Source organism: Streptomyces sp. NPDC002787, assembly GCF_053592095.1.
Genome location: NZ_JBSFVC010000026.1, coordinates 46,696 through 66,941 on the forward strand (window position 1 = coordinate 46,696; position 20,246 = coordinate 66,941).

General features: G+C 70.1%; 17 protein-coding genes, 1 tRNA gene and 2 pseudogenes. 12 read left to right on the forward strand and 8 right to left on the reverse strand.

Annotated elements, in window-relative coordinates; all coding sequences use genetic code 11:
* Positions 1–142 precede the first annotated feature (142 nt).
* A complete protein-coding gene (locus tag ACWD26_RS31720; RefSeq protein WP_451275400.1) occupies positions 143–2,176 on the reverse strand; it encodes an SPFH domain-containing protein in 2,034 nt (677 codons plus the stop codon).
* Between the two features lie 76 nt (positions 2,177–2,252).
* Positions 2,253–2,744, reverse strand: a complete 492-nt coding sequence (locus ACWD26_RS31725; protein WP_451275401.1) for a hypothetical protein — start codon at positions 2,742–2,744, stop codon at positions 2,253–2,255.
* Between the two features lie 255 nt (positions 2,745–2,999).
* Here ACWD26_RS31725 and ACWD26_RS31730 point away from each other — a divergent pair.
* Both ACWD26_RS31730 and ACWD26_RS31735 read left to right on the forward strand, forming a co-directional pair.
* A pseudogene (locus ACWD26_RS31730) lies at positions 3,000–3,286 on the forward strand (PucR family transcriptional regulator); the annotation flags it as partial.
* Between the two features lie 269 nt (positions 3,287–3,555).
* Positions 3,556–4,089, forward strand: a complete 534-nt coding sequence (locus tag ACWD26_RS31735) for a TerD family protein (protein ID WP_451275402.1) — start codon at positions 3,556–3,558, stop codon at positions 4,087–4,089.
* A gap of 129 nt (positions 4,090–4,218) precedes the next feature.
* Here ACWD26_RS31735 and ACWD26_RS31740 read toward each other — a convergent pair whose 3' ends face one another.
* Positions 4,219–4,560, reverse strand: a complete 342-nt coding sequence (locus tag ACWD26_RS31740; protein ID WP_451275403.1) for a hypothetical protein — start codon at positions 4,558–4,560, stop codon at positions 4,219–4,221.
* 1,056 nt (positions 4,561–5,616) lie between these two features.
* Here ACWD26_RS31740 and ACWD26_RS31745 point away from each other — a divergent pair.
* The 3 genes from ACWD26_RS31745 to ACWD26_RS31755 all read left to right on the forward strand — a co-directional run bounded on the left by ACWD26_RS31745 (position 5,617) and on the right by ACWD26_RS31755 (position 7,320).
* The gene (locus tag ACWD26_RS31745) at positions 5,617–6,387 is read left to right on the forward strand and encodes a transposase (RefSeq protein WP_451275404.1); all 771 of its coding nucleotides are present in this window, start codon (positions 5,617–5,619) and stop codon (positions 6,385–6,387) included.
* An 88-nt stretch (positions 6,388–6,475) separates the two neighbouring features.
* On the forward strand, positions 6,476–6,805 hold the full coding sequence (locus ACWD26_RS31750; RefSeq protein WP_451275405.1) for a helix-turn-helix transcriptional regulator: 330 nt from the start codon (positions 6,476–6,478) through the stop codon (positions 6,803–6,805).
* Positions 6,806–7,065: 260 nt separating this feature from the next.
* The gene (locus tag ACWD26_RS31755; RefSeq protein ID WP_451275406.1) at positions 7,066–7,320 is read left to right on the forward strand and encodes a tyrosine-type recombinase/integrase; all 255 of its coding nucleotides are present in this window, start codon (positions 7,066–7,068) and stop codon (positions 7,318–7,320) included.
* Between the two features lie 97 nt (positions 7,321–7,417).
* Here ACWD26_RS31755 and ACWD26_RS31760 read toward each other — a convergent pair.
* The 5 genes from ACWD26_RS31760 to ACWD26_RS31780 form a co-directional block, all read right to left on the reverse strand.
* A tRNA-Pro gene (locus ACWD26_RS31760) sits at positions 7,418–7,491 on the reverse strand.
* Positions 7,492–7,633: 142 nt separating this feature from the next.
* Positions 7,634–8,545: a YceI family protein gene (locus ACWD26_RS31765; RefSeq protein ID WP_451275407.1), complete on the reverse strand. Its 912-nt coding sequence runs from the start codon at positions 8,543–8,545 to the stop codon at positions 7,634–7,636.
* 110 nt (positions 8,546–8,655) lie between these two features.
* Positions 8,656–9,723 carry a maleylacetate reductase gene (locus ACWD26_RS31770; protein ID WP_451275408.1) on the reverse strand — a complete coding sequence of 356 codons (1,068 nt, stop codon included), beginning with the start codon at positions 9,721–9,723 and terminating at the stop codon, positions 8,656–8,658.
* Complete coding sequence (locus tag ACWD26_RS31775; protein WP_451275409.1) at positions 9,723–10,667, reverse strand: dioxygenase family protein; 945 nt, start codon at positions 10,665–10,667, stop codon at positions 9,723–9,725. Before ACWD26_RS31775 ends, ACWD26_RS31770 begins: the two co-directional genes overlap by 1 nt.
* A gap of 60 nt (positions 10,668–10,727) precedes the next feature.
* Complete coding sequence (locus tag ACWD26_RS31780) at positions 10,728–12,485, reverse strand: FAD-dependent oxidoreductase (RefSeq protein WP_451275410.1); 1,758 nt, start codon at positions 12,483–12,485, stop codon at positions 10,728–10,730.
* 220 nt (positions 12,486–12,705) lie between these two features.
* Between ACWD26_RS31780 and ACWD26_RS31785 the strand changes: the two genes are divergently transcribed.
* The 7 genes and pseudogenes from ACWD26_RS31785 (at position 12,706) to ACWD26_RS31815 (ending at position 20,110) form a co-directional block, all read left to right on the forward strand.
* Entirely contained in the window at positions 12,706–14,571 is a 1,866-nt protein-coding gene (locus tag ACWD26_RS31785) for a helix-turn-helix domain-containing protein (protein ID WP_451275411.1), read from the forward strand.
* Positions 14,572–14,758: 187 nt separating this feature from the next.
* The gene (locus ACWD26_RS31790) at positions 14,759–15,592 is read left to right on the forward strand and encodes a class II glutamine amidotransferase (RefSeq protein ID WP_451275412.1); all 834 of its coding nucleotides are present in this window, start codon (positions 14,759–14,761) and stop codon (positions 15,590–15,592) included.
* A 95-nt stretch (positions 15,593–15,687) separates the two neighbouring features.
* A pseudogene (locus ACWD26_RS31795) lies at positions 15,688–15,861 on the forward strand (MFS transporter); the annotation flags it as partial.
* Between the two features lie 378 nt (positions 15,862–16,239).
* Positions 16,240–17,169, forward strand: coding sequence for an ABC transporter ATP-binding protein (locus tag ACWD26_RS31800; protein ID WP_451275413.1), 930 nt, complete (start codon positions 16,240–16,242; stop codon positions 17,167–17,169).
* The gene (locus ACWD26_RS31805; protein WP_451275414.1) at positions 17,169–18,056 is read left to right on the forward strand and encodes an ABC transporter permease; all 888 of its coding nucleotides are present in this window, start codon (positions 17,169–17,171) and stop codon (positions 18,054–18,056) included. Before ACWD26_RS31800 ends, ACWD26_RS31805 begins: the two co-directional genes overlap by 1 nt.
* Before the next feature lie 24 nt (positions 18,057–18,080).
* Positions 18,081–19,445, forward strand: a complete 1,365-nt coding sequence (locus tag ACWD26_RS31810; RefSeq protein WP_451275415.1) for a sensor histidine kinase — start codon at positions 18,081–18,083, stop codon at positions 19,443–19,445.
* A complete protein-coding gene (locus tag ACWD26_RS31815; RefSeq protein ID WP_451275416.1) occupies positions 19,442–20,110 on the forward strand; it encodes a response regulator in 669 nt (222 codons plus the stop codon). Before ACWD26_RS31810 ends, ACWD26_RS31815 begins: the two co-directional genes overlap by 4 nt.
* Positions 20,111–20,246: the final 136 nt, after the last annotated feature.

The following is a 20,246-nucleotide window of genomic DNA, read 5'->3' on the forward strand; positions in this document are numbered from 1 at the left end:
GTCCCTCTCGGATGGTCGGAGAGAAGTCGAAGGAAACGTGGCCCGGAGCTGCCGTCCCCTGTGCGGCAGCTCCGGACCACGGGCCGGGGGGCTTCGCGGCGCGGATGGGGTCCTGGCGTGCCTGGAGCCCCAGCGGCGCGGGTCAGGCCCTGACGCTGCCGTTGAGCGCGGCCAGCGAGGTGTCGGCGAGGCCCAGCTCACCGGCCTTGTCCAGGAGCTTCTGGAACTGTCCCGCGTTCGCGCCGCCGTTGCTCATGAGCTTCATCAGCAGGGCGGAGACGGTCAGGTTCTGTACGTCGGCCGTGGAGATCGAGCCGAGGACGCGGCTGAGGTCGTCGGTGAAGCTGGAGGTGCCGTCCAGCCAGGGCTTCGCGAGCGCCTGGGCCGTCTGGGAGTGCTGGACGAAGCCGTCGACGCCCTTGCCGAGGGCGATGGAGGACACCAGCCGGTCGAAGAAGACCGACTCCCCGCCGACGATGTTGATGTCGGCGTTCTCCAGCCCGGTGGCAAGCACCGTGGCCTGCGCCTCGGCGACCTGCCGCTGCACGTCCAGCCCGGCCAGCCGTACGTCCTTCTCCGCCTCCAGGCGCAGCCGGAACTCCTCGTGGCCCCGGGACGCCTCGTCCAGCGCGGCCATCGCCGCCGCCTTCTCCGTCAGCCCGGCCGCCTCCGCCTTCAGCTTCTCGCCGATGGCCTCCGCCTCGGCGAGCGCCTGCGCCCGGGCACCCTCCGCCTCGGCCCGCATACGCGCCTCGGTCGCCCCGGCCTCCGCACGGCCGGCCTTCTCGATGACCTCGGCCTCCTTGTCGCGGACCTGGACCGCGGCCAGCCCCTCGGCCGCGGCCTCCGCCTGGACGCCCTCGGCGAGGCGCAGCTTGGCCCGCGCGTCGAGGTCGGCGGTCTTCAACCGTGCCTCGGCCAGGGTCAGTTCCTCGGCGGCACGGTGGGTGGCGGCCTGCTCGGCGGCTTCGGCGGCCTTGATGTCCTTGACCAGCTTCTCCTGTGCCTGAGCCTCGGCGGCGATGATCACGGTCTGCCGCTGCCGTTCCGCCTCCTCCACGGCCCGCAGCTTCTTGATGGACTCCTCCTGCTCGGCGACCGTACGGTCCACCGCGACCCGCTCACGGATGACCTCGGCGATCTCCCGCTTCTCCGCCTCGACCTCCTTCGACGCGGCGATCCGCGTCAGCTCCGTCTCCCGCTCCCGAGCGATGACTTCGAGTAGACGGTCCTTCTCGATGCGCTCGCTCTCGATGGCGATGACCCGCTCGCGGTTCTTGGCGGCGACGGCGACCTCGCGTGCCTGGTTCTCCCGCTGAACCCCGAGCTGCTCCTCGGTCCGCAGGAACGCGCCCTGCGCCCGCAGCCGCTCCTCCTCCATCACCCGAGCCGTCTCGGCCTCTTCCCGGGCCCGTACGGTGTCGATCTCCCGCCGCTGCTTGATCTCCGCGTCGGCCTGGCGGCGCTCCAGCTCCAGGATCGCCTCGCGGGCGTCGACGTTCTGCCGGGTGATCTCCTTCTCCTCGTTGCGCTGCGCCTCGTTGGTGCGCACGTGCTCCACGGCCGTCAGCTCGGTGATCTTCCGGATGCCCTGAGCGTCGAGGACGTTGGCCGGGTCGAGCTGGGTCAGCGGCGTCTGCTCCAGGTAGTCGATCGCCGCGTCCTCCAGGTGGTAGCCGTTGAGGTCGACGCCGATGACCTCAATGATCCGGTACCGCAGCTCCTCGCGCTTGGTGTACAGGTCGGTGAAGTCCATCTGCTTGCCGACAGTCTTCAGCGCCTCGGAGAACTTCGCGTGGAACAGCTCCTGCAACGTGTCCCGGTCGCTCGCCCGCGCCGTACCGACGGCCTGGGCGACCTTGATGACGTCCTCCACGGTCTTGTTGACCTTCACGAAGAACGAGATCCGGATATCCGCGCGGATGTTGTCCCGGCAGATCAGCCCCTCCTTGCCGGCTCGGGTGATCTCGATGGTCTTCACCGAGATGTCCATCACCTCCGCCTTGTGCAGCACCGGCAGCACGACCTGTCCGGTGAAGGTCACGTCGACTTTGCGCATCTTGGAGACGATCAGCGCCTTGCCCTGCTCCACCTTGCGGAACAAATGGGCGACGACAAGTACGAGGAGCAGGCAGACGGCGAAGAGCACGCCGATGCCCACGATCATGGCGACCATGGCATACGTCCTTCAGGCGTAAGGGAGTTGAGCGCGAGGAAGAGAGGCCGGAGGTGAGATCCGGCGGCGGCGCGGCTCAGGCAGCGCGGTCCCGCGGAGGGAGCGCGGCGTCGCGCGGCACGCCCTCGTGGGGATGTCCGCCGTGGGTGTGCGGCAGTGTGGCGGCATCGCCCGTGCGAGTCTCGCTCGGCACGGACGGCCTGGGTTCGTCCGGGAAGAGGCGGTGCAGTGGCCGTACGATCAGGCAGGTCGCGGCCCAGGCGACGAACAGCGCCCCCACGGATGCGACCAGGCGCAGCATCCCGGCGACCGGTGCCGGGGGCGCGAACACGGCAAGCAGAACCGCCGCTCCGACGCTCAGGGACCAGGCGAGCACCGTCAGCAGCGAGAAGGCGACCGTCACAGGCACGCCGCCCATGCGCCATGCCCACAGATCCACGTCCGTGTCGAAGCTGTCGACGCGGGCGACACCCACGGCGGCAAGGAGCCAGAAGCAGACGACCACGATGAGGGCAGTGGTCAGCAGGATCGTGGGCAGACCCGTTGCCGCTGCCAAAATTGTCCGCATCTCCCGGTCCCCCTCCGTTCGTCTCCGCCCGCGGCGCGCATGAGTCGTCTCCGACGGTGCACGGTCGTTCCGAGCCTCGCTGCCGGACACCTGCCGGTGTCCGGCATAGAAACCATCCTCCGTGCTCCCCACGAGCCATGCTGCACGATCCAGTCCCGGCCGCGCATTGCCGGTTCCCGGCAGTGTTCATGAGGGTCTGCATGCCGGTGGCTGCTAAGAAGCCGTTACCGGCGCGTCAAGGATGCGGGGGACGACGTGACGGACCGGGAACTTCCCGAGCAGTATCTGGACGGTTACGCCGCGATCCTTGCCGAGGTATCGGCCACCGGGCGACGCCTCACCCGGGACGAGATCGCTTCCCGCCGCGCCCTGGGAAGAGCAGACCGCCGAGGCCGGCCACGGGCTGCGCGCCCTCGTCAGCGCGCATCTGACCGCCGCCCGCACGGCCCGGCTCCGCCGACGGCGCGCTCGCCGCCATGCAACAGGTCATCGACGCCTTCGCCGAGGGAGACGAACGCGCCCAGCTTCTCGCCGTACGACGGTGAGTCGGAGCTACTCCTGTCCACAGCGTATGGACAGGAATAGCCGAATCGGCGGGCGATCCTGCACCGGCTACCTGGAATCGACCCACAGCCTGAGCTGACAGCACCCGCGACGACATCATCACCAGGCTGCCCGGCCTGCCCACCATTGCCCCGGCGGCATGTCGAAGGAACGTGCCGCACAAGGCTTCAACAGGTTGGCCGAGAGCCATACTTGACCATGCGGGGACCATCCCGTGATGGTTCGATACGGGAGAGGCAGCAATCAGGTGAGCAGCGACAGTCAGGGAGTTGGGAAGGCCGAGGTGCGGCTCAAGTGGGACCCGAGTCCCTGGAATCAGCCACCTCACCATCTCGACATCATCGCCACGACCTACTCGGCGGATGCTCCCTACGGGCGGCCGGTGTACGTCGTCCACTCCGACAGCCGCTCACCGGACGGCACCATCAACATGGGCCGGCACAGCCAGACCGGTCAGGGCTTCGGCTACGTCGAAGTGATGACCCTGGAGCTCGATCGCCTCGCTTCCTCCTTCGCGCGGGTGGTCGTGGGCGTGGCGATCCACCAGAACAGCGGCCCCAAGACCTTCGGTGACATATCGAACGCCGGAGTGCTGGTTGTCGAGGGGTACACGGAGCTGCTGAAGGACGACTTCGCGCAGGTCTCCGAATCCACCGCGGCCACGGTTGCGGAGTTCACCCGGCATGCCTCCGGAGTGTGGGAGTTCCACGAGACGGTCCGCGGGTTCGACAGCGATCCCGTGGTCTTCACTGCGGAGATGGGCAATGCCCCGCAGCCCTGACCGGGGAGCAGCGCAGAGATGTACGGCCGACCGCAGTTGCCCCCGAAGTCGTCCCCGCTGTTCCCCGGCGCTACTCGTCCGACGCGAGTGGCTGGTCGTAGGCGCTCAGAAGCCCTTCGATGCGCCTGGTTACTGATGGACTGCCGGTCGTAGAGGCATTTGGCGTACCGCGACACGGAGAACTCTGACGCTGCTGCCGGCCCTCTGGGCGGTCTCGGCCGGGTCCGCCCCGGCGCACAGCCAGGTGGACAGCGCCGAGTGCCTCAGGTCGTACGGGCGCTTCGCGAGCGGGGTGCCGACGAGGGCCGGCGGCAGAGCCAGGTCACGGGTCTCGTGCCAGACCCGGTGGTAGGTGGCGTAGGCGAGGACTCCGCCGCGTTCGCTGAAGAACAGCCGGCCGTCGTCGGCCGTGCCGAAGGCGGCGACGTGCTCGCGCCACAGGGCCACCAGATGCGGGGGCAGCGGCACCACCCGTGTTTCTCCCGGCGGGCGGTTCCGGCACCCGGGGCGAGGCCCTCGCGGATGGCCCGCACCAACTCCGCGCCGAAGTCGCAGCAGCCGTGTGGCACCGCCCGGTGCGGCGGACCGGCCATTGGCACGCCACAACGACGGAGCGGCCCCTCACCATCCCAACCGCACTCACACGCCCTATATGAAGCCGAAGGAGTGGTTGTCGGCAGTGGGAGTTCCGTGGGACTTTTCTGGGACTTCCGGCTGCATCAACGGGTACGAGCGTGAAACAGCTGAAAGGTCATTCGCGCAGGTCAGCCACCTGCGACCACCCATTGCGGGGTCACCGCGTCCGCTGGTCTCTTCCGGGACAACTGACCATCAGGAACGAACAGCCCCGCGCAGAGGGTCGCCCACCCTCGGCACCCATCGGCATCTCCGGAAACCGCTCGCGCCCTGGCACCCAAGGCGTAACGGGCCGATCTTGCCGCTCACAAGCAGTCCATCGACCAGCACCGTTGTACGGACAAGGCGATAGACGTGATCGCTGATACACCACTCGGCGGGACGTCATCCCGCGCCGGCGTCCCACTGCTCCAGCTGACGGTCAACGGGCCTCGGTCCAGCAGGGAATGGGCTCATAGGCCCAGCGTCATTTTCCCGGCACTCAGGTTCCCGCTCCTGTCGCTTCCCAGCCCTCACTCACCCTGCGTAGCAGCGAAAGAGCGGCCGTCGACGGCAGGAGTCCTGTGAGCCCCCTCCTGGGACTTCCGGCCGCGTCAATGGACATGACAGTGAAACATCCAAATGACCGCCTACCGCCGTCCGACTCGGCGGCAACATAGCCCGAAAACGCCGGTTAGACAAACCGGCGTTTCCGGAGACGATCAATGCACCAACGTCCGCACCCGAGCACAACCACAGATCGAAGCGATGGCGAAGGCACGTCGCCGCTGCCTGCTGTAAATCCGCCGCGCGTTCTCCGTTCGCGAACTGTGCTGTCCGTCTCTGGACTCTTCCGCAGATCCGTCTAAGCGTTGTCCCGTAACTGCTGGTCGCGGGTGAGATGATCTTGTCGTGGCTGGTGTGATCACGGCGTCGGAGCCCTCCTGGATAGCCCCGTTCACCGGGCTGAGCTCGCGTCAGTTCGGCAAGCTGATCACCGCGTTGCGGCGTGAGGGTGCGGACCCGGTGCGCAAAGGTCGGCCGTGGGGCCTGCCGCTGGAGGACCGGGTGCTGCTGGTCGCCGCGTACTGGCGGACGAACCTGACACTGCGCCAACTGGCGCCGCTGTTTGGGGTGTCGAAGTCCGCGGCCGACCGGATCGTCGACCACCTTGGCCCGGCGCTGGCCCTGCAGCCTCGCAAACGGTTCCGCAAGGACACCGTGCTGATCGTGGACGGCACCCTGGTCCCCACCCGCGACCATCGGGTCGCCGAGCAGTCGAAGAACTATCGGTACTCGACCAATCACCAGGTGGTCATCGACGCCGACACGCGGCTGGTCGTCGCGGTCGGCCGGCCGCTGCCGGGCAACCGCAACGACTGCAAGGCGTGGGAGCTGTCCGGAGCGAAGGCCGCCGTCGGCCGCACGACGGTGATCGCCGACGGTGGCTACCGGGGTACCGGCCTGGTCATCCCGCACCGCCGCGAACGCGGCCAGGCGGAACTGCCGGCCTGGAAGGAGGATCACAATCGCTCGCACCGCAAGGTCCGCGCTCGCGTCGAGCATGCCTTCGCCCGCATGAAGACCTGGAAGATCCTCCGCGACTGCCGCCTCAAGGGCGACGGCGTCCACCACGCCATGCTCGGCATCGCCCGCCTGCACAACCTCACCCTCGCCGGATGACAAAGCAAACAGCCAGGTCAGCAGGCATGCCCGAAGCCATTTACGGGACAGCGCTTAGTGTTCCGTGCTCCCCGGAGAATAGCCGCACTTGCTCAATGAACCGATAGCAACCATCGCCAACGCCGAACCGCATCGCGAGAAGGAGTCCACAGCGGACCCTGCAGTTGCTCACCATCATGCCGTATCACCTGATAGACGAGCGCCTCTCCTCACCAGCGCCTGGTATTCAACCAGTGACCTCGCTGCCTGCCTGAGAGTCGACGCCTCAACCCTGCGCCGCTGGCGCACCGCCCAGCCAACCCAGGGGCCGCCATTCGTCACGGTCTCGGAACGCGTCGTCATGTACAGCGCCCTTGACGTCGAGGAATGGCTGCGCCACCGACGTACCGTCCCGACCAAGGGACTCAATGGCCGATAAGACCAACGTTCCTGTCGGTGTCCGGCTCTCGACCGATATCGAGTACCGTCCTGACCGCCCCACTCCGTATCGGGCGCGTGTCCGGTGGACCGATCCGACCAGCAAGCGCCGCCAGTCCCTGTCCGAGGGAAAGGACAGCGAAGAAGAGGCCCAGGAATGGCTCCAGGCCATCATCGAGGCCGCAGAGGCCGGCCTGAGCCCGTCGCTGGCCACCATGAAACTCGCTGAATACGGCGAAGCGAACATGGACCTCGCCCTGCGTGGTCACCAAACTCGGCTACGAACACCTTCGCCGCCACGACCTCCGGCACACCGGACTGACCTGGTTCGTCGACGCCGGAGTCCAAGTGCACGTCCTCCGCAGGATCGCCGGCCACGGCTCCCTGACCACCACCCAGCGCTACCTACACCCCGACGCACACAAGATCACGGCCGCCGGCGCGGCACTCTCCGCACACCTCAGTGTGCTCCGCGCACCGCGCTCCCTGCCGGGCCCGATCGTCATGACTCGCTGACGCGGTCAAGGACGCCGGTCCCCAACTGGTCCCCAACAATGATCAAGGGCCGGTTTCGGAGGTCTCCGAACCGGCCCTGACCTGCGACTCATACGAGTCGGGACGACAGGATTTGAACCTGCGACCCCTTGACCCCCAGTCAAGTGCGCTACCAAGCTGCGCCACGTCCCGGTGCGCTTCGCACAGTGCCATGTTCCGTGTGAACGCGCAGGTAAACCCTACCCTAAGCGGCTCACGTCCGAAGCCCGGGCCCCGGCCGTGCGGAGCAGGCCTGTGTCCAGGGGAACGGTACGTCGCGCAGACCCTGTGCCCTCTACTCCGGCGGCGTGGGCGTGTCATGTGTGCGGTACATCGCCTGGACGTCCAGTTCCAGTTGGATCGTCGGACCGACCACCGCGATGCCGCGGGCGAGCATGGAGCGCCAGTTGAGGGTGTAGTCCTCGCGGTGGAGTTCGCCCTTGGCGAGGGCGGCGCAGCGGAGTTCCTCGCCGTAGCCGCCGTTGACGGTGCCGAGGTAGGTGGTGTCGAGGGAGACCGAGCGGCTGACGCCGTGCATGGTGAGGCTGCCCTGAAGGGTCCACTTGCTGCCGCCGCGGTAGGCGAAGCGGGTGCTGGTGAAGTCGATGTACGGGAAGCGTTCGACGCCGAGGAAGTCGGCGGACCGCAGGTGCGTGTCGCGTGTGTTGTTGCCCGTGTTGATGCTGGACGCGTCGATGCGCACATGGACGCGGGACCGGGACATGTCCTGTTCGATCCGCAGGCCGCCCTCGAACCGTTCGAAACGGCCGTGCACATGGGCCATCCCGACGTGCTTGGCGATGAAGCGGATCGCCGTGTGCGGCGGGTCGAAGAGCCAGGTCCCGGGGGCCGGCAGTTCGAGCGCCCGGGCCGACTGGAGCCACACACGCTCCCGGGAGACACCGGCGTCCGCGACGATCTCGATCGTCTCGCGGTGCGGTTCCAGTCCCTCGGCCATGATCAGCACGCTGTAGGTGCCCGGTGGCAGAACGGCCACGAAGAAGCCGTACGGGTCGGTGGTGCCGCGTGCGGCGAGGCGGTGGCTGCCCAGTTCCGTCACCGTCACATCGGCCGCGCCCATGGGCTGGTTCACGGGGTCCAGTACCTCGCGGAGGACGACACCCGCGCCGTCCGGGACCGGGAACGTGGCGCCCGCGGCGCCTCCGGGGGCATTCCTGAATCGCCGCCGGAGCAGTCCGAGGGGCATGGTGTTCACCTTTCGGTTCTCGTCGTTCGGTTCTCGTCGTTCGGTTCTCGCCCGGGCAGCCGGTCGGGCCAGTCGGCTGCTCTGCCGATCTGCCGGTCAGGCGGTATCGGTCAGGACCACACCGGGGGCCGCTCGCCCTCGTACGCCGCCCTCAGGACCTCCAGGGCGTCCGCCGTGGTGATCTTCCGTGGGTTGGCGTACGCCTGCCCCGCCACCTCGGCCGCGGCCACGGCCAAGTCGGCTTCCCTGAGGCGCAGTTCGGCCAGGGAGCGGGGCGCGCCGAGGCTGCCCGACAGCTCCCACAGGGCGTGCGGGGCGTTGTCGGTGGCCAGGGCTCGGCCGAGGGATGCCATGGCGTCGGGTGCGGCCGGGGCGTTGAAGGCGAGGGCGTACGGCAGGACGACCGTATGGGTCTCGGCGTGCGGGAGGCCGAAGGTGCCGCCGAGGACGTGGCACAGCTTGTGGTGCAGGCCCATGGTCGTCGCGCCGAGCGCGGCACCGCAGAGCCAGGCCCCGTAGAGGGCGCGACCGCGCGCCGCCACGTCCTCGGGATCGGCCGCCACCTCGGGCAGAGCGCCGGTCATGGCCCGGGCGCCCTCCTGCGCCATCAGCGACACCAGCGGCGAGGCGTCAGGCGCGTACAGGGCCTCGGCGGCGTGGGCGACCGCGTTGATGCCGCTGGTCACGGACAGGCCGACCGGCAGGGAGAGGGTGAGTTCGGGGTCGTAGACGACGCTGCGCGGCAGGACCGAGGGGGCGCGGCCTGTGCGCTTGGCGCCGTGCTCGGTCAGGCCCCAGACGGGGGTCATCTCGGAGCCGGAGTACGTCGACGGCACGGCGATCAACGGCAGTTCGGTGCGGAGGGCGAGCGCCTTGCCCAGTCCGATCGCCGAGCCGCCGCCGACCGCCACGCACCCGTCCGCGCCCGCGGCCCGCGCCGCCCGCACGGCCCGGTCGGCCACCTCGACCGGCACATGCTGGCGAGCGTCCGCGAACAATCCGGCAGACGCGTCGCCGAGCGCGTCCGCGACGGCCCGCGCGGTCTCGGCGCCCTTCGGCCCGCAGACCACCAACAGCCGTCCGAGGCCCAGCCGTTCGGCCTCCCCGGCGATCGCGGTCACCGACGCGCCGGGGCGCATGACGACCCGCATGGGCTGAGCCTCGTACTCGAATTCCATTACGGCCGCCCCGAGTCGTGTGCTCCGTGTGCGGCCTGCGCGTCGAGGGGAGCGAGCGGGTTGAGCACGAGGTCGAAGCGGGCGTGCCGGAACGGGTTCGGGATGCCGTACTCCTCCGCCAGGGAGGGGTCGTCGGTCTCGGTGAAGTCCTGGACGAGGCTCTCCTTGACCGCGAAGACGGCGTCCGAGTCGAGGTGGTCGCTGCCGGCGACGAAGATGTGGGTGGTGACCGGGGTGTGTCCCTCGGCGGAGGCGATGAAGTGAATGTGGGCCGGGCGGTAGGGGTGCCGGGCCGTCGCCCGGAGGAGGTCTCCGACGGGGCCGTCCGTGGGGATGGGGTACGGGCTCGGCACACAGGTGCGGAACCAGAAGCGGCCCTCGTCGTCCGCCGTGAAGAGCCCGCGCCCGTTGCCGGGCGGCTGGACGTCGGGCTGCTGGACGTCGTAGTACCCCTCGGCGTTCGCCTGCCAGACGTCGAGGACCGCGCCGGGCAGCGGGGTGCCGTCCCTCGACAGCACACGCCCGCTGATCACGCACGGTTCGCCGCCGCCGACCAGGTCGATGTCGGCGCCGAGTTCCCGCACCGGGGACTCGGTCATGTGGAACGGGCCGAGGACGGTCGACTCCGTGACGTCCCTGTGCCCGGCCCGCTCCCCGCCGCCGCCCCCGTCACGGTCGCTGTTGATCGTCTCGACCAGCATCGAGACGCCCAGCACGTCCGACAGGAGGACGAACTCCTGCCGGGTGTCCGTGCAGGCCTGCCCGGTCGCCGTGAGGAAGCCGATCGCCTGTTCCCACTCCGCCATCGTCGGCTCCGTCTCCCGGACGAAGGCGTGGAGGTGACGGGTGAGGGCCGCGAGCAGCTCGCGCAGCCGCGGGTCGGCCGTGCCGTCGAGGCTGTCGACGACCGCCTCGGTGATCCGGGTGGTGAATTCGGTGGTCATGCCCCACTCCTACGACTGTTCCCGCGACCCCGCTACGGCTGAGCGCGCGGCTGTTCCCTTTCAGGCATGCCCGAGGATCCGCCGGACCACCTCGGTCAGCAACCGCTCGGCGTCCGCCGTGGACCCGGCCGCCGTCGCGTGGCGGAAGGCTACGTACCCGTCCGGCCGTACGAGCAGGGCTCCGCCGTCGGCGACCTCGCTGAGCCGTGCCCAGTCGCCGTACGGGTCCTCGTACTCCTGGCCGGGGCCGATGACGACGGTGGCGATCTCCAGGTCCTGGGCCTTCGCCGCCCGTGCCCACTCCGTGCCGCCGATGCCGGTGAGCAGGGTGAAGCGGCCCTGGCCGACCGTGTCGAGCGTGGACAGGGTGCGGGTACCGGAGGTGATCCAGGCGTGCGGGAGCTTGGCCCCGGGGCGGGAGGTGGGCTGGTGGTACAGCTCGGGGTCGCGGTCGAAACCGGGGTCGGGCGTGCCGTCGGGGACGATCGCGTCCGACGTGTACCGCTGGTTGAGGTCGACACCGTGCGCGTTGAACTCGTACACCTTGAACGCGATCGCCTCGCGCAGTCGCGCCCGCTGCTTCCGAGCCGCCTCGGTGTCGTCCTTGCGGGCGGCGATGTTGGCCCACAACTGCTCGGGGGTCTGCGGGGAGAGCCCGTCGAGTGCCTCGAAGACGGGCGCGGTCTCGCCGATGGACTTGTTGGCGCGGGTCACGATCTGCCGGCCGATCGGGGCGCGTTCGGCGGTGTAGGAGTCCAGCAGCTTCGGCGACGCTGTGCCGTCGAGGACGAGCTTGAGTTTCCAGGCCAGGTTGTAGGTGTCCTGGATGGAGGTGTTGGAGCCGAGGCCGTTGGACGGCGGGTGGCGGTGCGTGGCGTCGCCGGCGCAGAAGACGCGCCCGTTCGCGTAGGTCTCGGCGTACATCTCGTTGACGGTCCAGGCCGAGGACGACTTGATGGTCACGGGGATCTCGTCGTCGCCGACCAGCCTGCGGACGATCGACTCGGCGTACTCGGTGGTGAGGTCGGGGGCGCCCGCGGTGACGTCGTAGCCCCAGACGATCAGCCACTCGTTCCAGGGCCGTACGCACCGGACCAGGCCCGCGCCGATGCCGCCGACGGTGGCGCCGGGGGCGAGGACCCAGTAGAGGGTGGACGGCCGGTGGGCGGTGTACTTCGTCAGGTCCACGTCGAAGACGATGTTGATGCTGCCGGCCACGCCCATCTGGCCGCCCATCGGCAGCCCGGCATCCTCGGCGACCTGCGAACGGCCGCCGTCGGCGCCGATGAGGTACTTGGCGCGGATGGTGTACTCGTCGCCGCGCAGCCGGTCCTCGACGGTGACCGTGACGCCCTCGTCGTCCTGGACGAAGGACTTGTAGACCGTGCTGAAGCGCAGGTGGGTGCCGCGTGCCACGGCCGCGTCGACGAGGACGGGCTCCATGAGGTGCTGCGGCATGTCGCACATCCGGGTGGGGCTGGCCAGTTCGTGCGCGGCCTGGACCAGCGGGTCGTTGCCCCACGACCGGACCCGGCCCAGCTCCTCCCCCGCGAGGCTGGTGCAGAAGGTCGTGTCGCCCATCAGCCGCTGCGGCGTGGCCTTGGCGACGACCTCGTCCTCGACCCCGAGGTCGCGCAGCACCTCCATGGTGCGCTGGTTGGTGATGTGCGCCCTGGGCGTGTCGGCGAGGCTCGCGTAGCGGGTGACCACGATGTTCGGGACGCCGTACGTACTCAGGGCGAGCGCGGCGGAGGCGCCCGCGGGGCCACTGCCCACGATCAGTACGTCGGTCACGACATCGGGCTCGACGGTGTGCACGGCAAACGCTCCAGGGACTGAGGACAGGCACCGACCGTTCAAGATCATGGAGGGCGGCGCGGGAGCGCGGGTGTCTCAATAAGAGACAGTGCGGGCGACTTGTCGTAGGAGTTACGGGGCCCGGGCCGCGCCCGTTCAAGCCGCGCGAGCGCCGGGCGCACGGCCGGGATACGGGGTGGTTGTTGCCCGTTCAACATCGTTCGGTACGGTGAGGGCTGTCGTGACCACTGCGGAACATCTCCCCGCCCACCCTGCGCCGACGTCGCTGCGCAGGGCCCGTGAGCTGTTCCTCGCGGGACGTCGCCTGCCGGACGGTGTGCCCGAGGAGGTCGTCTCCGCCTGGAAGCGTGCCCGGTTCTTCGGCGTACGACACGACGTGCCGGCCCCCGCCCCGGCCTCGGGCGCGCCGCGGTCCTCCGTACGACCCGACGAGTCGGCGCTGCTCACGGCGGCCCGGCCGGTGCTCGAACGTCTCGCCCCCGCCGTCGGCACCGGGCAGACGGCTCTGCTGCTCACCGACGAGCGACTGCGGGTGCTGTGGGCGACCGGATGCGGGCCCGGTGATCCCTGTTGCGACGACCTCTCGGAGCAGGTGGTCGGCCACAACAGCGCGGCCCTCGCACTGCGGGTCCGTCGCCGTGCCGAGGTGCACGGCCCGGAGCACTTCCTCGACGTGTGGCAGGACGTGTCCGCGGTCAGTGTGCCCGTGCTCGCGCCGGACACCGGGCGGATGCTGGGCACGGTGACGGTCACCTCCGGACTCAGCTCCGGATGCGCCCCGCACCCGTGGGCCTCGCTCGCCGAGGCCGCGGCCGACGCGGTGGAGGCGGAACTCCTGGCTCGGTCACAGCCTGCCGAACGGGTGCTGCTGGACGCGTACCTACGGGCCGCGCGGGACCAGGGGCGGGCGGTCGTCGCCCTCGACGGCCGCAACCGTCTGGTGAGCGAGGCCGCCGGGCGGCTGTTGTCGCCGGAGGGGCTGGAAGCGCTGGAGCGGAGCGTGGTCGCGCTGCTGCGGGACGCGGACGGCGGAGGCCGGCCGGGAGGTGAGGGCGTCCCGGGCGGGGCTTCGGGTCCCGCAGCCGAGTCGGCGGCCGTGGTCCCCGCCGGGGCGGCCTCGGACTCGTGCCTCGTCCGACTCCCGGACGGTGTGGGGTGCTCCGCGACGGTCACCCCCGTACCGCACCGGGGTGCCGTCATCGGCGCGGTGGCCGTGCTGGATCCGCTGGGACGTGCGACCGCGACGCCGGACGCACGCGGCCGCGTGACGCCGGACGGGCGGGGCGCCGTGACCCCGGCCGGGCGGGGCGTCACGACGCTGGCCGGACGATCGGTGCCGTGGCGGCACGCGGTCGGCCGTGCGACGGAGTTGGCCCGGTCGCCCGAGCCGCTGCTGCTCATCGGCGAACGCGGCACCGGAAAGACCGCGCTCGCCCACCAACTGGCCGCCGGGCTACTGGTCGTCGACGCGGCGGCGGGCGGACTCGGCCCTGCGGTCGATGAGTTGAACGAGGGACACGCCCTCCTCATCCGCCATGGGGAGCGCCTCGCGCAACCCGACACCGCGACCCTCAACTCACTCCTCGACACACATCCGGGCGCACCTCTTCTGGTCACCTACACCCCCGGCACTCCCCCGGGCCCCTGCCTCCAACGGCTCCTCGACACCTTGGCCGCACGCTCGGTCACCCTCCCCGCGCTACGCGAACGGCCGGAGGACATAAGAGAGTTGCTGACGGCCCTGGCCCCGAAGCCGGCGCCGGGGCAGCCCCCGCTGACGTGGACACTGGACGCCCTGCGCGCTCTGGAACGGCATCCGTGGCCCGGCAACGTCACGGAACTCGTCCATCTCGTACGGTCGTTGGCCGAGCATCGCCGCGCGTCGGGCCCGGTGCGCCGTGCCGAACTGCCGGACCCCGTCCGCGAGGGCCCCGCGACCCGGCTCCTCAGCCCCATGGAGCACGCCGAACGGACCGCCATCCTGGAGGCCCTTCGCCGCAACGGAGGCAACAAGGCCCGCACGGCGGCGTCCCTGGGCATCGCCCGCGCCACGCTGTACCGCAAGCTGCGGGGCTACCAGGGCTGACCGCGTTCCGCTTCGACGTCATCCGGCGCTCCCAGCAATCCGCAATCCGCAATTTGGCAGACATGTGCGGCACCTCGTCAGACCGTCAAATGGCGACCACCCGTCCATGTGGCGATCAACCGTCGGAGACATGACCATGGGAATGCCGGTTGACTCGTACGGCCCGTTGTCAGGAAGGTGGTAGCCGATGTGCCGGTGGCTCGCCTATTCGGGAACGCCCGTGCTGCTCGACACCATTCTCTACAGACCGGCGCACTCACTGATCGACCAGAGCCTGCACTCACGACTGGGCGTGGAGACCACGAACGGCGACGGGTTCGGCGTCGGCTGGTACTCACCGGACCTCGACACTCCGGCGATCTTCCGTGACATAGGCCCGGCGTGGAGCAACCGCAACCTGCGGGAGCTCGCCGACCACGTCCGCTCTCCGCTGTTCTTCGCCCACATCCGGGCCTCCACCGGTACGGCGGTGCAGCAGACGAACAGCCACCCGTTCCGCCACGGCCGCTGGATGTGGATGCACAACGGGGCGATCGCCGAGTTCCACCTGGTCCGGCGAGATCTGGCCTTGGCCGTCGACCCGGAGCTGTTCTCCGCGGTCGAGGGTTCGACGGACTCCGAGTTGATGTTCTACCTGGCGCTCACCCTCGGTCTGGAGCAGGACCCCCCGGGCGCCGTCGCGCGGATGGCCGGCCTGGTGGAACAGACCGGGCACCGGCACGGGGTGGACTTCCCGCTGCAGATGACGATCGCCGTGACGGACGGAGAGGCGCTGTGGGTCTTCCGCTACTCCAGCCAGAAGACGTCACGCTCGCTCTTCTACAGCACCCGCGTGGAGACGCTGCGAGCGCTCCACCCCGACCTGGCGTTCCTACGGGAGGTCTCCGACGAGACCCGCCTCATCGTGTCCGAGCCCCTGGGTGACATGCCAGGCGCCTGGAACGAGGTCCCCGAGAGCAGCTACGGCGTCGTACGGCCCGGAGCCGACGTACTGCTTCCGTTCGCCCCGCAACCCGTGTAAGCGACCTGGGCAGTCAACTAGGGTGCCCCGAGCCGAACCAGCAAGGACCGGGAACGACGGGAATGCCGTGACCCTGGTGCGGCCATGCGCCCGGCGACAGCAAGCTCGACGTACCCGGCGCCGTCCTCGTCGCCGGCGGCCTGTTCAGCCTGGTCTACGGCTTCGCCAACGCGGAAACCCACGACTGGAGCTCCCCCGAGACCTGGGGCTTCCTGCTCGCCGGGGCCGTTCTGCTCGCCGCGTTCACCTGGTGGCAGAACCGCTCCAGCGGCGCCGGCATGTTGCGGTGTCTTCCTCTACCGGCGCGGCGCACCGCAGCAGGACTCCGATGCCGCACCCACGGTCCACATGTGACATCGCGGCCTGAGCCGCGTCGACCCCACTGATCCACCACGGGCCCGCCGGACATCCGGCGGGCCGTTTCGGCTTGCCTCAACAGGTCCACGCTCTTCGGGATCAACGCGACCGTTCATGATCTCCGCCATGCCTGTCGAGACCCACCGAGTGGTACCGCGGTACCAGTGGGCCGTCGAAGATTCCCCCGCAGTCCCAAAGTCCTGACCTGCGGCGCTCGTAGCTTCGAAAGCGGACACCACGCCGCACCCCGCGGACGGGTTCGAGGTTCGAGGCAGGAAGGGCCCACTCCCATGATCGAAGCGCGTGAGCTGACGAAGCGGTACGGCGACAAGACGGTCGTCGACAACCTGAGCTTCACCGTCAAGCCCGGCGAGGTGACCGGCTTCCTCGGCCCCAACGGCGCCGGAAAATCAACGACGATGCGCATGATCGTCGGCCTGGACTCCCCCACGAAGGGCTCGGTCACCGTGAGCGACCGGTCCTACGCCGAGCATGCCGCGCCGTTGCACGAGATCGGCACCCTGCTGGAGGCCAAGTCCGTCCACCCCGGCCGCAGCGCGTTCAACCACCTGATGGCGCTCGCGTACACCCATGGCATCCCGCGGCGCCGGGTGAACGAGGTCATCGAGCTGGCCGGGCTGACCAGCGTGGCCGGCAAGCGGGTCGGCGCCTTCTCCCTCGGCATGGGCCAGCGGCTCGGCATCGCCTCTGCCCTGCTCGGCGACCCGGCGATCGTCATGCTCGACGAACCGGTCAACGGCCTCGACCCGGAGGGCGTGCTGTGGGTGCGCAACCTCCTGCGCTCGCTGGCCGACGAAGGCCGGGCCGTGATGCTCTCCTCGCACCTGATGAGCGAGACCGCGCTGATCGCCGACCACCTGGTGATCATCGGACGCGGCAGGCTGCTGGCGGACACCACGGTCGACGACTTCACCCGGGAGGCCGGCGGCGGGGGCGTGAAGGTCGCCACCACCGAGGCCATGAGGCTGCGTTCGCTGTTGGCCGGCCCGGAGGTCACCATCAGCTCCACCTCCGCCGAGGAACTCCTCGTCTCCGGACGCGACGCCCGGGAGATCGGGGCGATCGCCGCCCAGCACGGGGTGCCCCTGTACGAACTCACCCCGCAGTCCGCCTCCTTGGAGACGGCCTTCATGGAACTCACCCGCGATGTCGTCGAGTACCAGAGCGCTCCCGCCGACACCGAGCGAAAGGCCGCCTGATGCCTGCCACCACCGCACACAGCCGCAGCCTGCGTCCGGGGAAGCGCCAGAGGCTCTCCGCGGCGCCCGACCCCGGGACATCCGCCGCCCCCGGCGCGATCTACAAAGTGACCGGCCTCCGGGTGCTGCGTTCGGAGTGGGCCAAGTTCTGGTCGCTGCGCTCCAGTTGGATCACCCTGGGCGTCGCCGTCTTCCTGCTGGTCCTCTTCGGGGCGGTGGCGGCCTACACCTTCAGTCCCGACGCCCCCGCGGCCGACGGGCCGCCCGGCTCCGGAGGCGCCGGCGACGCGGTCAGTCTGGCCCTGACCGGCGTGACCTTCGCGTCACTGGCCATCGGCGTCCTCGGGGTGCTGGCTTCCGCGGGCGAGTACACCACCGGCATGATCCGCTCCACCCTCACCGCCGTACCACGACGGCTGCCTGTTCTGTGGTCCAAGGCCGCCGTGATCGGCCCCATCGCCCTGGTCCTCACCGCCATCGGCGCGCTGGCCGCCTTCCAGTTGGGCACACCGGGGCTCGACGGCGAGAGGATCTCGCTGGCCCTGTCGGACGACGGGGTGCTGCGCAGCCTGGCCGGAGCCGGCCTGTACCTCGGACTGGTGGCCGTGTTCGGCGTGGCCCTGGGCGCGCTGATCCGTTCGTCCGCCGGGGCGATCGCGGCCCTGGTCGGCGTCCTGCTCATCCTTCCCGGCCTGGCCTCGCTGCTGCCGGACTCGTGGTACGACACGCTCAGCCCCTACTTCCCGAGCAACGCGGGATCGGCCGTCCACGCCCTGCACGAGTCCTCGGACGCTCTCTCGCCCGGGGTGGGTCTCGCGGTCTTCGCCGGCTGGGTGGCGCTGGCACTCGCCGGGGCCGCCTTCCGACTCGTGAAGACCGACGCCTAGCAGGGCATGAGGACAATGGTGTCCATGAGCGCGGAACGCGCGGCAGCCGCCGCGGACACCGCCCAGGGCGCGCCGCCGCCCCCTGGGTTCGACGCCGACTGGGCGCACCCCGTCCTGGGGCGCATGTGGCGCGGCCAGCAGGACCGGCAGCGGCTGGACCGCCGGCATCCGTGGCTGCTCGACACGGCGGTGGTGCTGATGGTCGTCCTCATCAGCCTGCCCGACCTGCTCACCGGCAGCAGCGACGGCCCCTTCGGGGAAGCGGTCCAGCATGCCGAGACGCCCTCCGGCGTCATGTACCTCTTCGCCGCGGCACTCATCGTGCCGCTGTGGTGGCGGCGCCGGGCCCCGGCCGTCACGTTCTTCGTGATCGCTCTCGTGTCCCTCGTCCAGTGGTCGTTCGACGTGTGGCAGCAGGCCGGCGTCAGCACGCTGATCGCCCTGTACTCCCTGGCCCTGCACGGTTCGTTGCGGGTGCTGGGCTGGGCCGCCGCGGTCACCGTCGCCCAAATGACCGTGGCGGTCTGCGTCCTGATGGATCTCGGCAATCCGCTGCGCGGCCTCTTCTTCCTGCTGGGGACGGCGACGGCGGCCATGGCCGTCGGTCTGACGCTGCGTATCCGCCGGATGTATCTGGCGGCGCTGGAGGACCGTGCCAGGCGCCTGGAGATCGAGCGCGACCAGCGCGTCCAACTCACCGCCGCCGCCGAGCGCTCCAGGGTCGCGCGCGAGATGCACGACATCGTCGGCCACAATCTCTCGGTCATGGTCAGTGTGGCCGACGGCGCCGCGACCCTCGCCGCCAACAGGAACGAGCGGTCCGCCGAGGCCCTGCGCATCCTCGGCGACACCGGCCGCCAGGCCATGAGTGAACTGCGCCGGGTGCTGGGCGTCCTGCGCGAGGAGCGGGACGACGTGCGCATGCTCGGCCCGCAGCCGGGGATCGGTGATCTGGATTCCTTGCTGGCGCGGGTACGTGCGGCGGGTCTGTCGGTGACCTATCGGACCGTCGGCGACCTCGACTCACTGGGCAGCGGCCTGCAGCTCACCGTCTATCGCATCGTGCAGGAGGCCCTGACCAACACGCTCAGGCACGCGGGTACCGGCTCCACGGCCGAAGTCACCGTGTCGGCCGATGCCGGCAGGGTGCGGATTCGGGTCACCGATACCGGAACACCGCCGGAGGCGTCCGTACGAACGCGGCCGGAACCGCCTACCGACTCAGTCGACGCCGGGCACGGCCTGGTCGGCATCCGCCAACGCGCCGCCATGTACGGCGGCTCCGTCACCATCGGACCGCGGGGGACCGGACACGGCTGGCTGGTGGACGTCGTGCTGGACGTACCCTCCGCACCCGCCCCGCCGGCGCCAGGAGACCACCTGCCATGACCACCGTACTGATCGCCGACGACCAGCCCCTCCAGCGCATGGGTGTGCGCATGCTCCTGGAGGGCACCCCCGGCCTGGAACCGGTCGGTGAGGCCGAGCACGGCGCCGAGGCCGTCCGCATGGCCGCCGAACTCCGCCCGGACGTCGTCCTCATGGACATCCGCATGCCCGGCATGGACGGCATCGAGGCCACCCGCCTCATCGTCGCCACCGGCGGCCGCACCCGCGTCCTCATCGTCACCACCTTCGACCTCGACGAGTACGCCTACGACGGCCTGCGCGCCGGCGCCAGCGGCTTCCTGCTCAAGGACGCCCGCCCCGAGGAACTCGTCGCGGGCATCCGCGCGGTCGCCACCGGCGACGCCGTCGTGGCCCCCCGGCTGACCCGCCGACTGCTCGACGCCTACGCCCACCAGGTCCTCGCACCCGCCGACGCACCGGCCCCGCAGGACCCCCGGCTCCAAACCCTCAGCGACCGCGAACGCGAGGTGCTCGTGGCGATCGGCCAGGGCTGGACCAACACGGAGATCGCCGAACGGCTCGTCCTCACCGAGTCCACGGTGAAGAAGCACGTCGGACGGGTCCTCGCCAAGATCGGGGCCCGCGACCGAATCCAGGCCGTGATCACGGCGTACGACGCCGGGCTGGTCAGGGCCAAGCCGTGAGTTACGCCCGGCTCCAGCGGGCCCGCTCCGGGTAAGCCCGCTCCCAGTAAGCCCGCCCCAAGTGGGCCCGCTTCCAGTGGCGTGCCGCGGCGGTGCCGAGGGCGTGGCCGGCCGAGTGGAGCCGGTGAACGCGAGC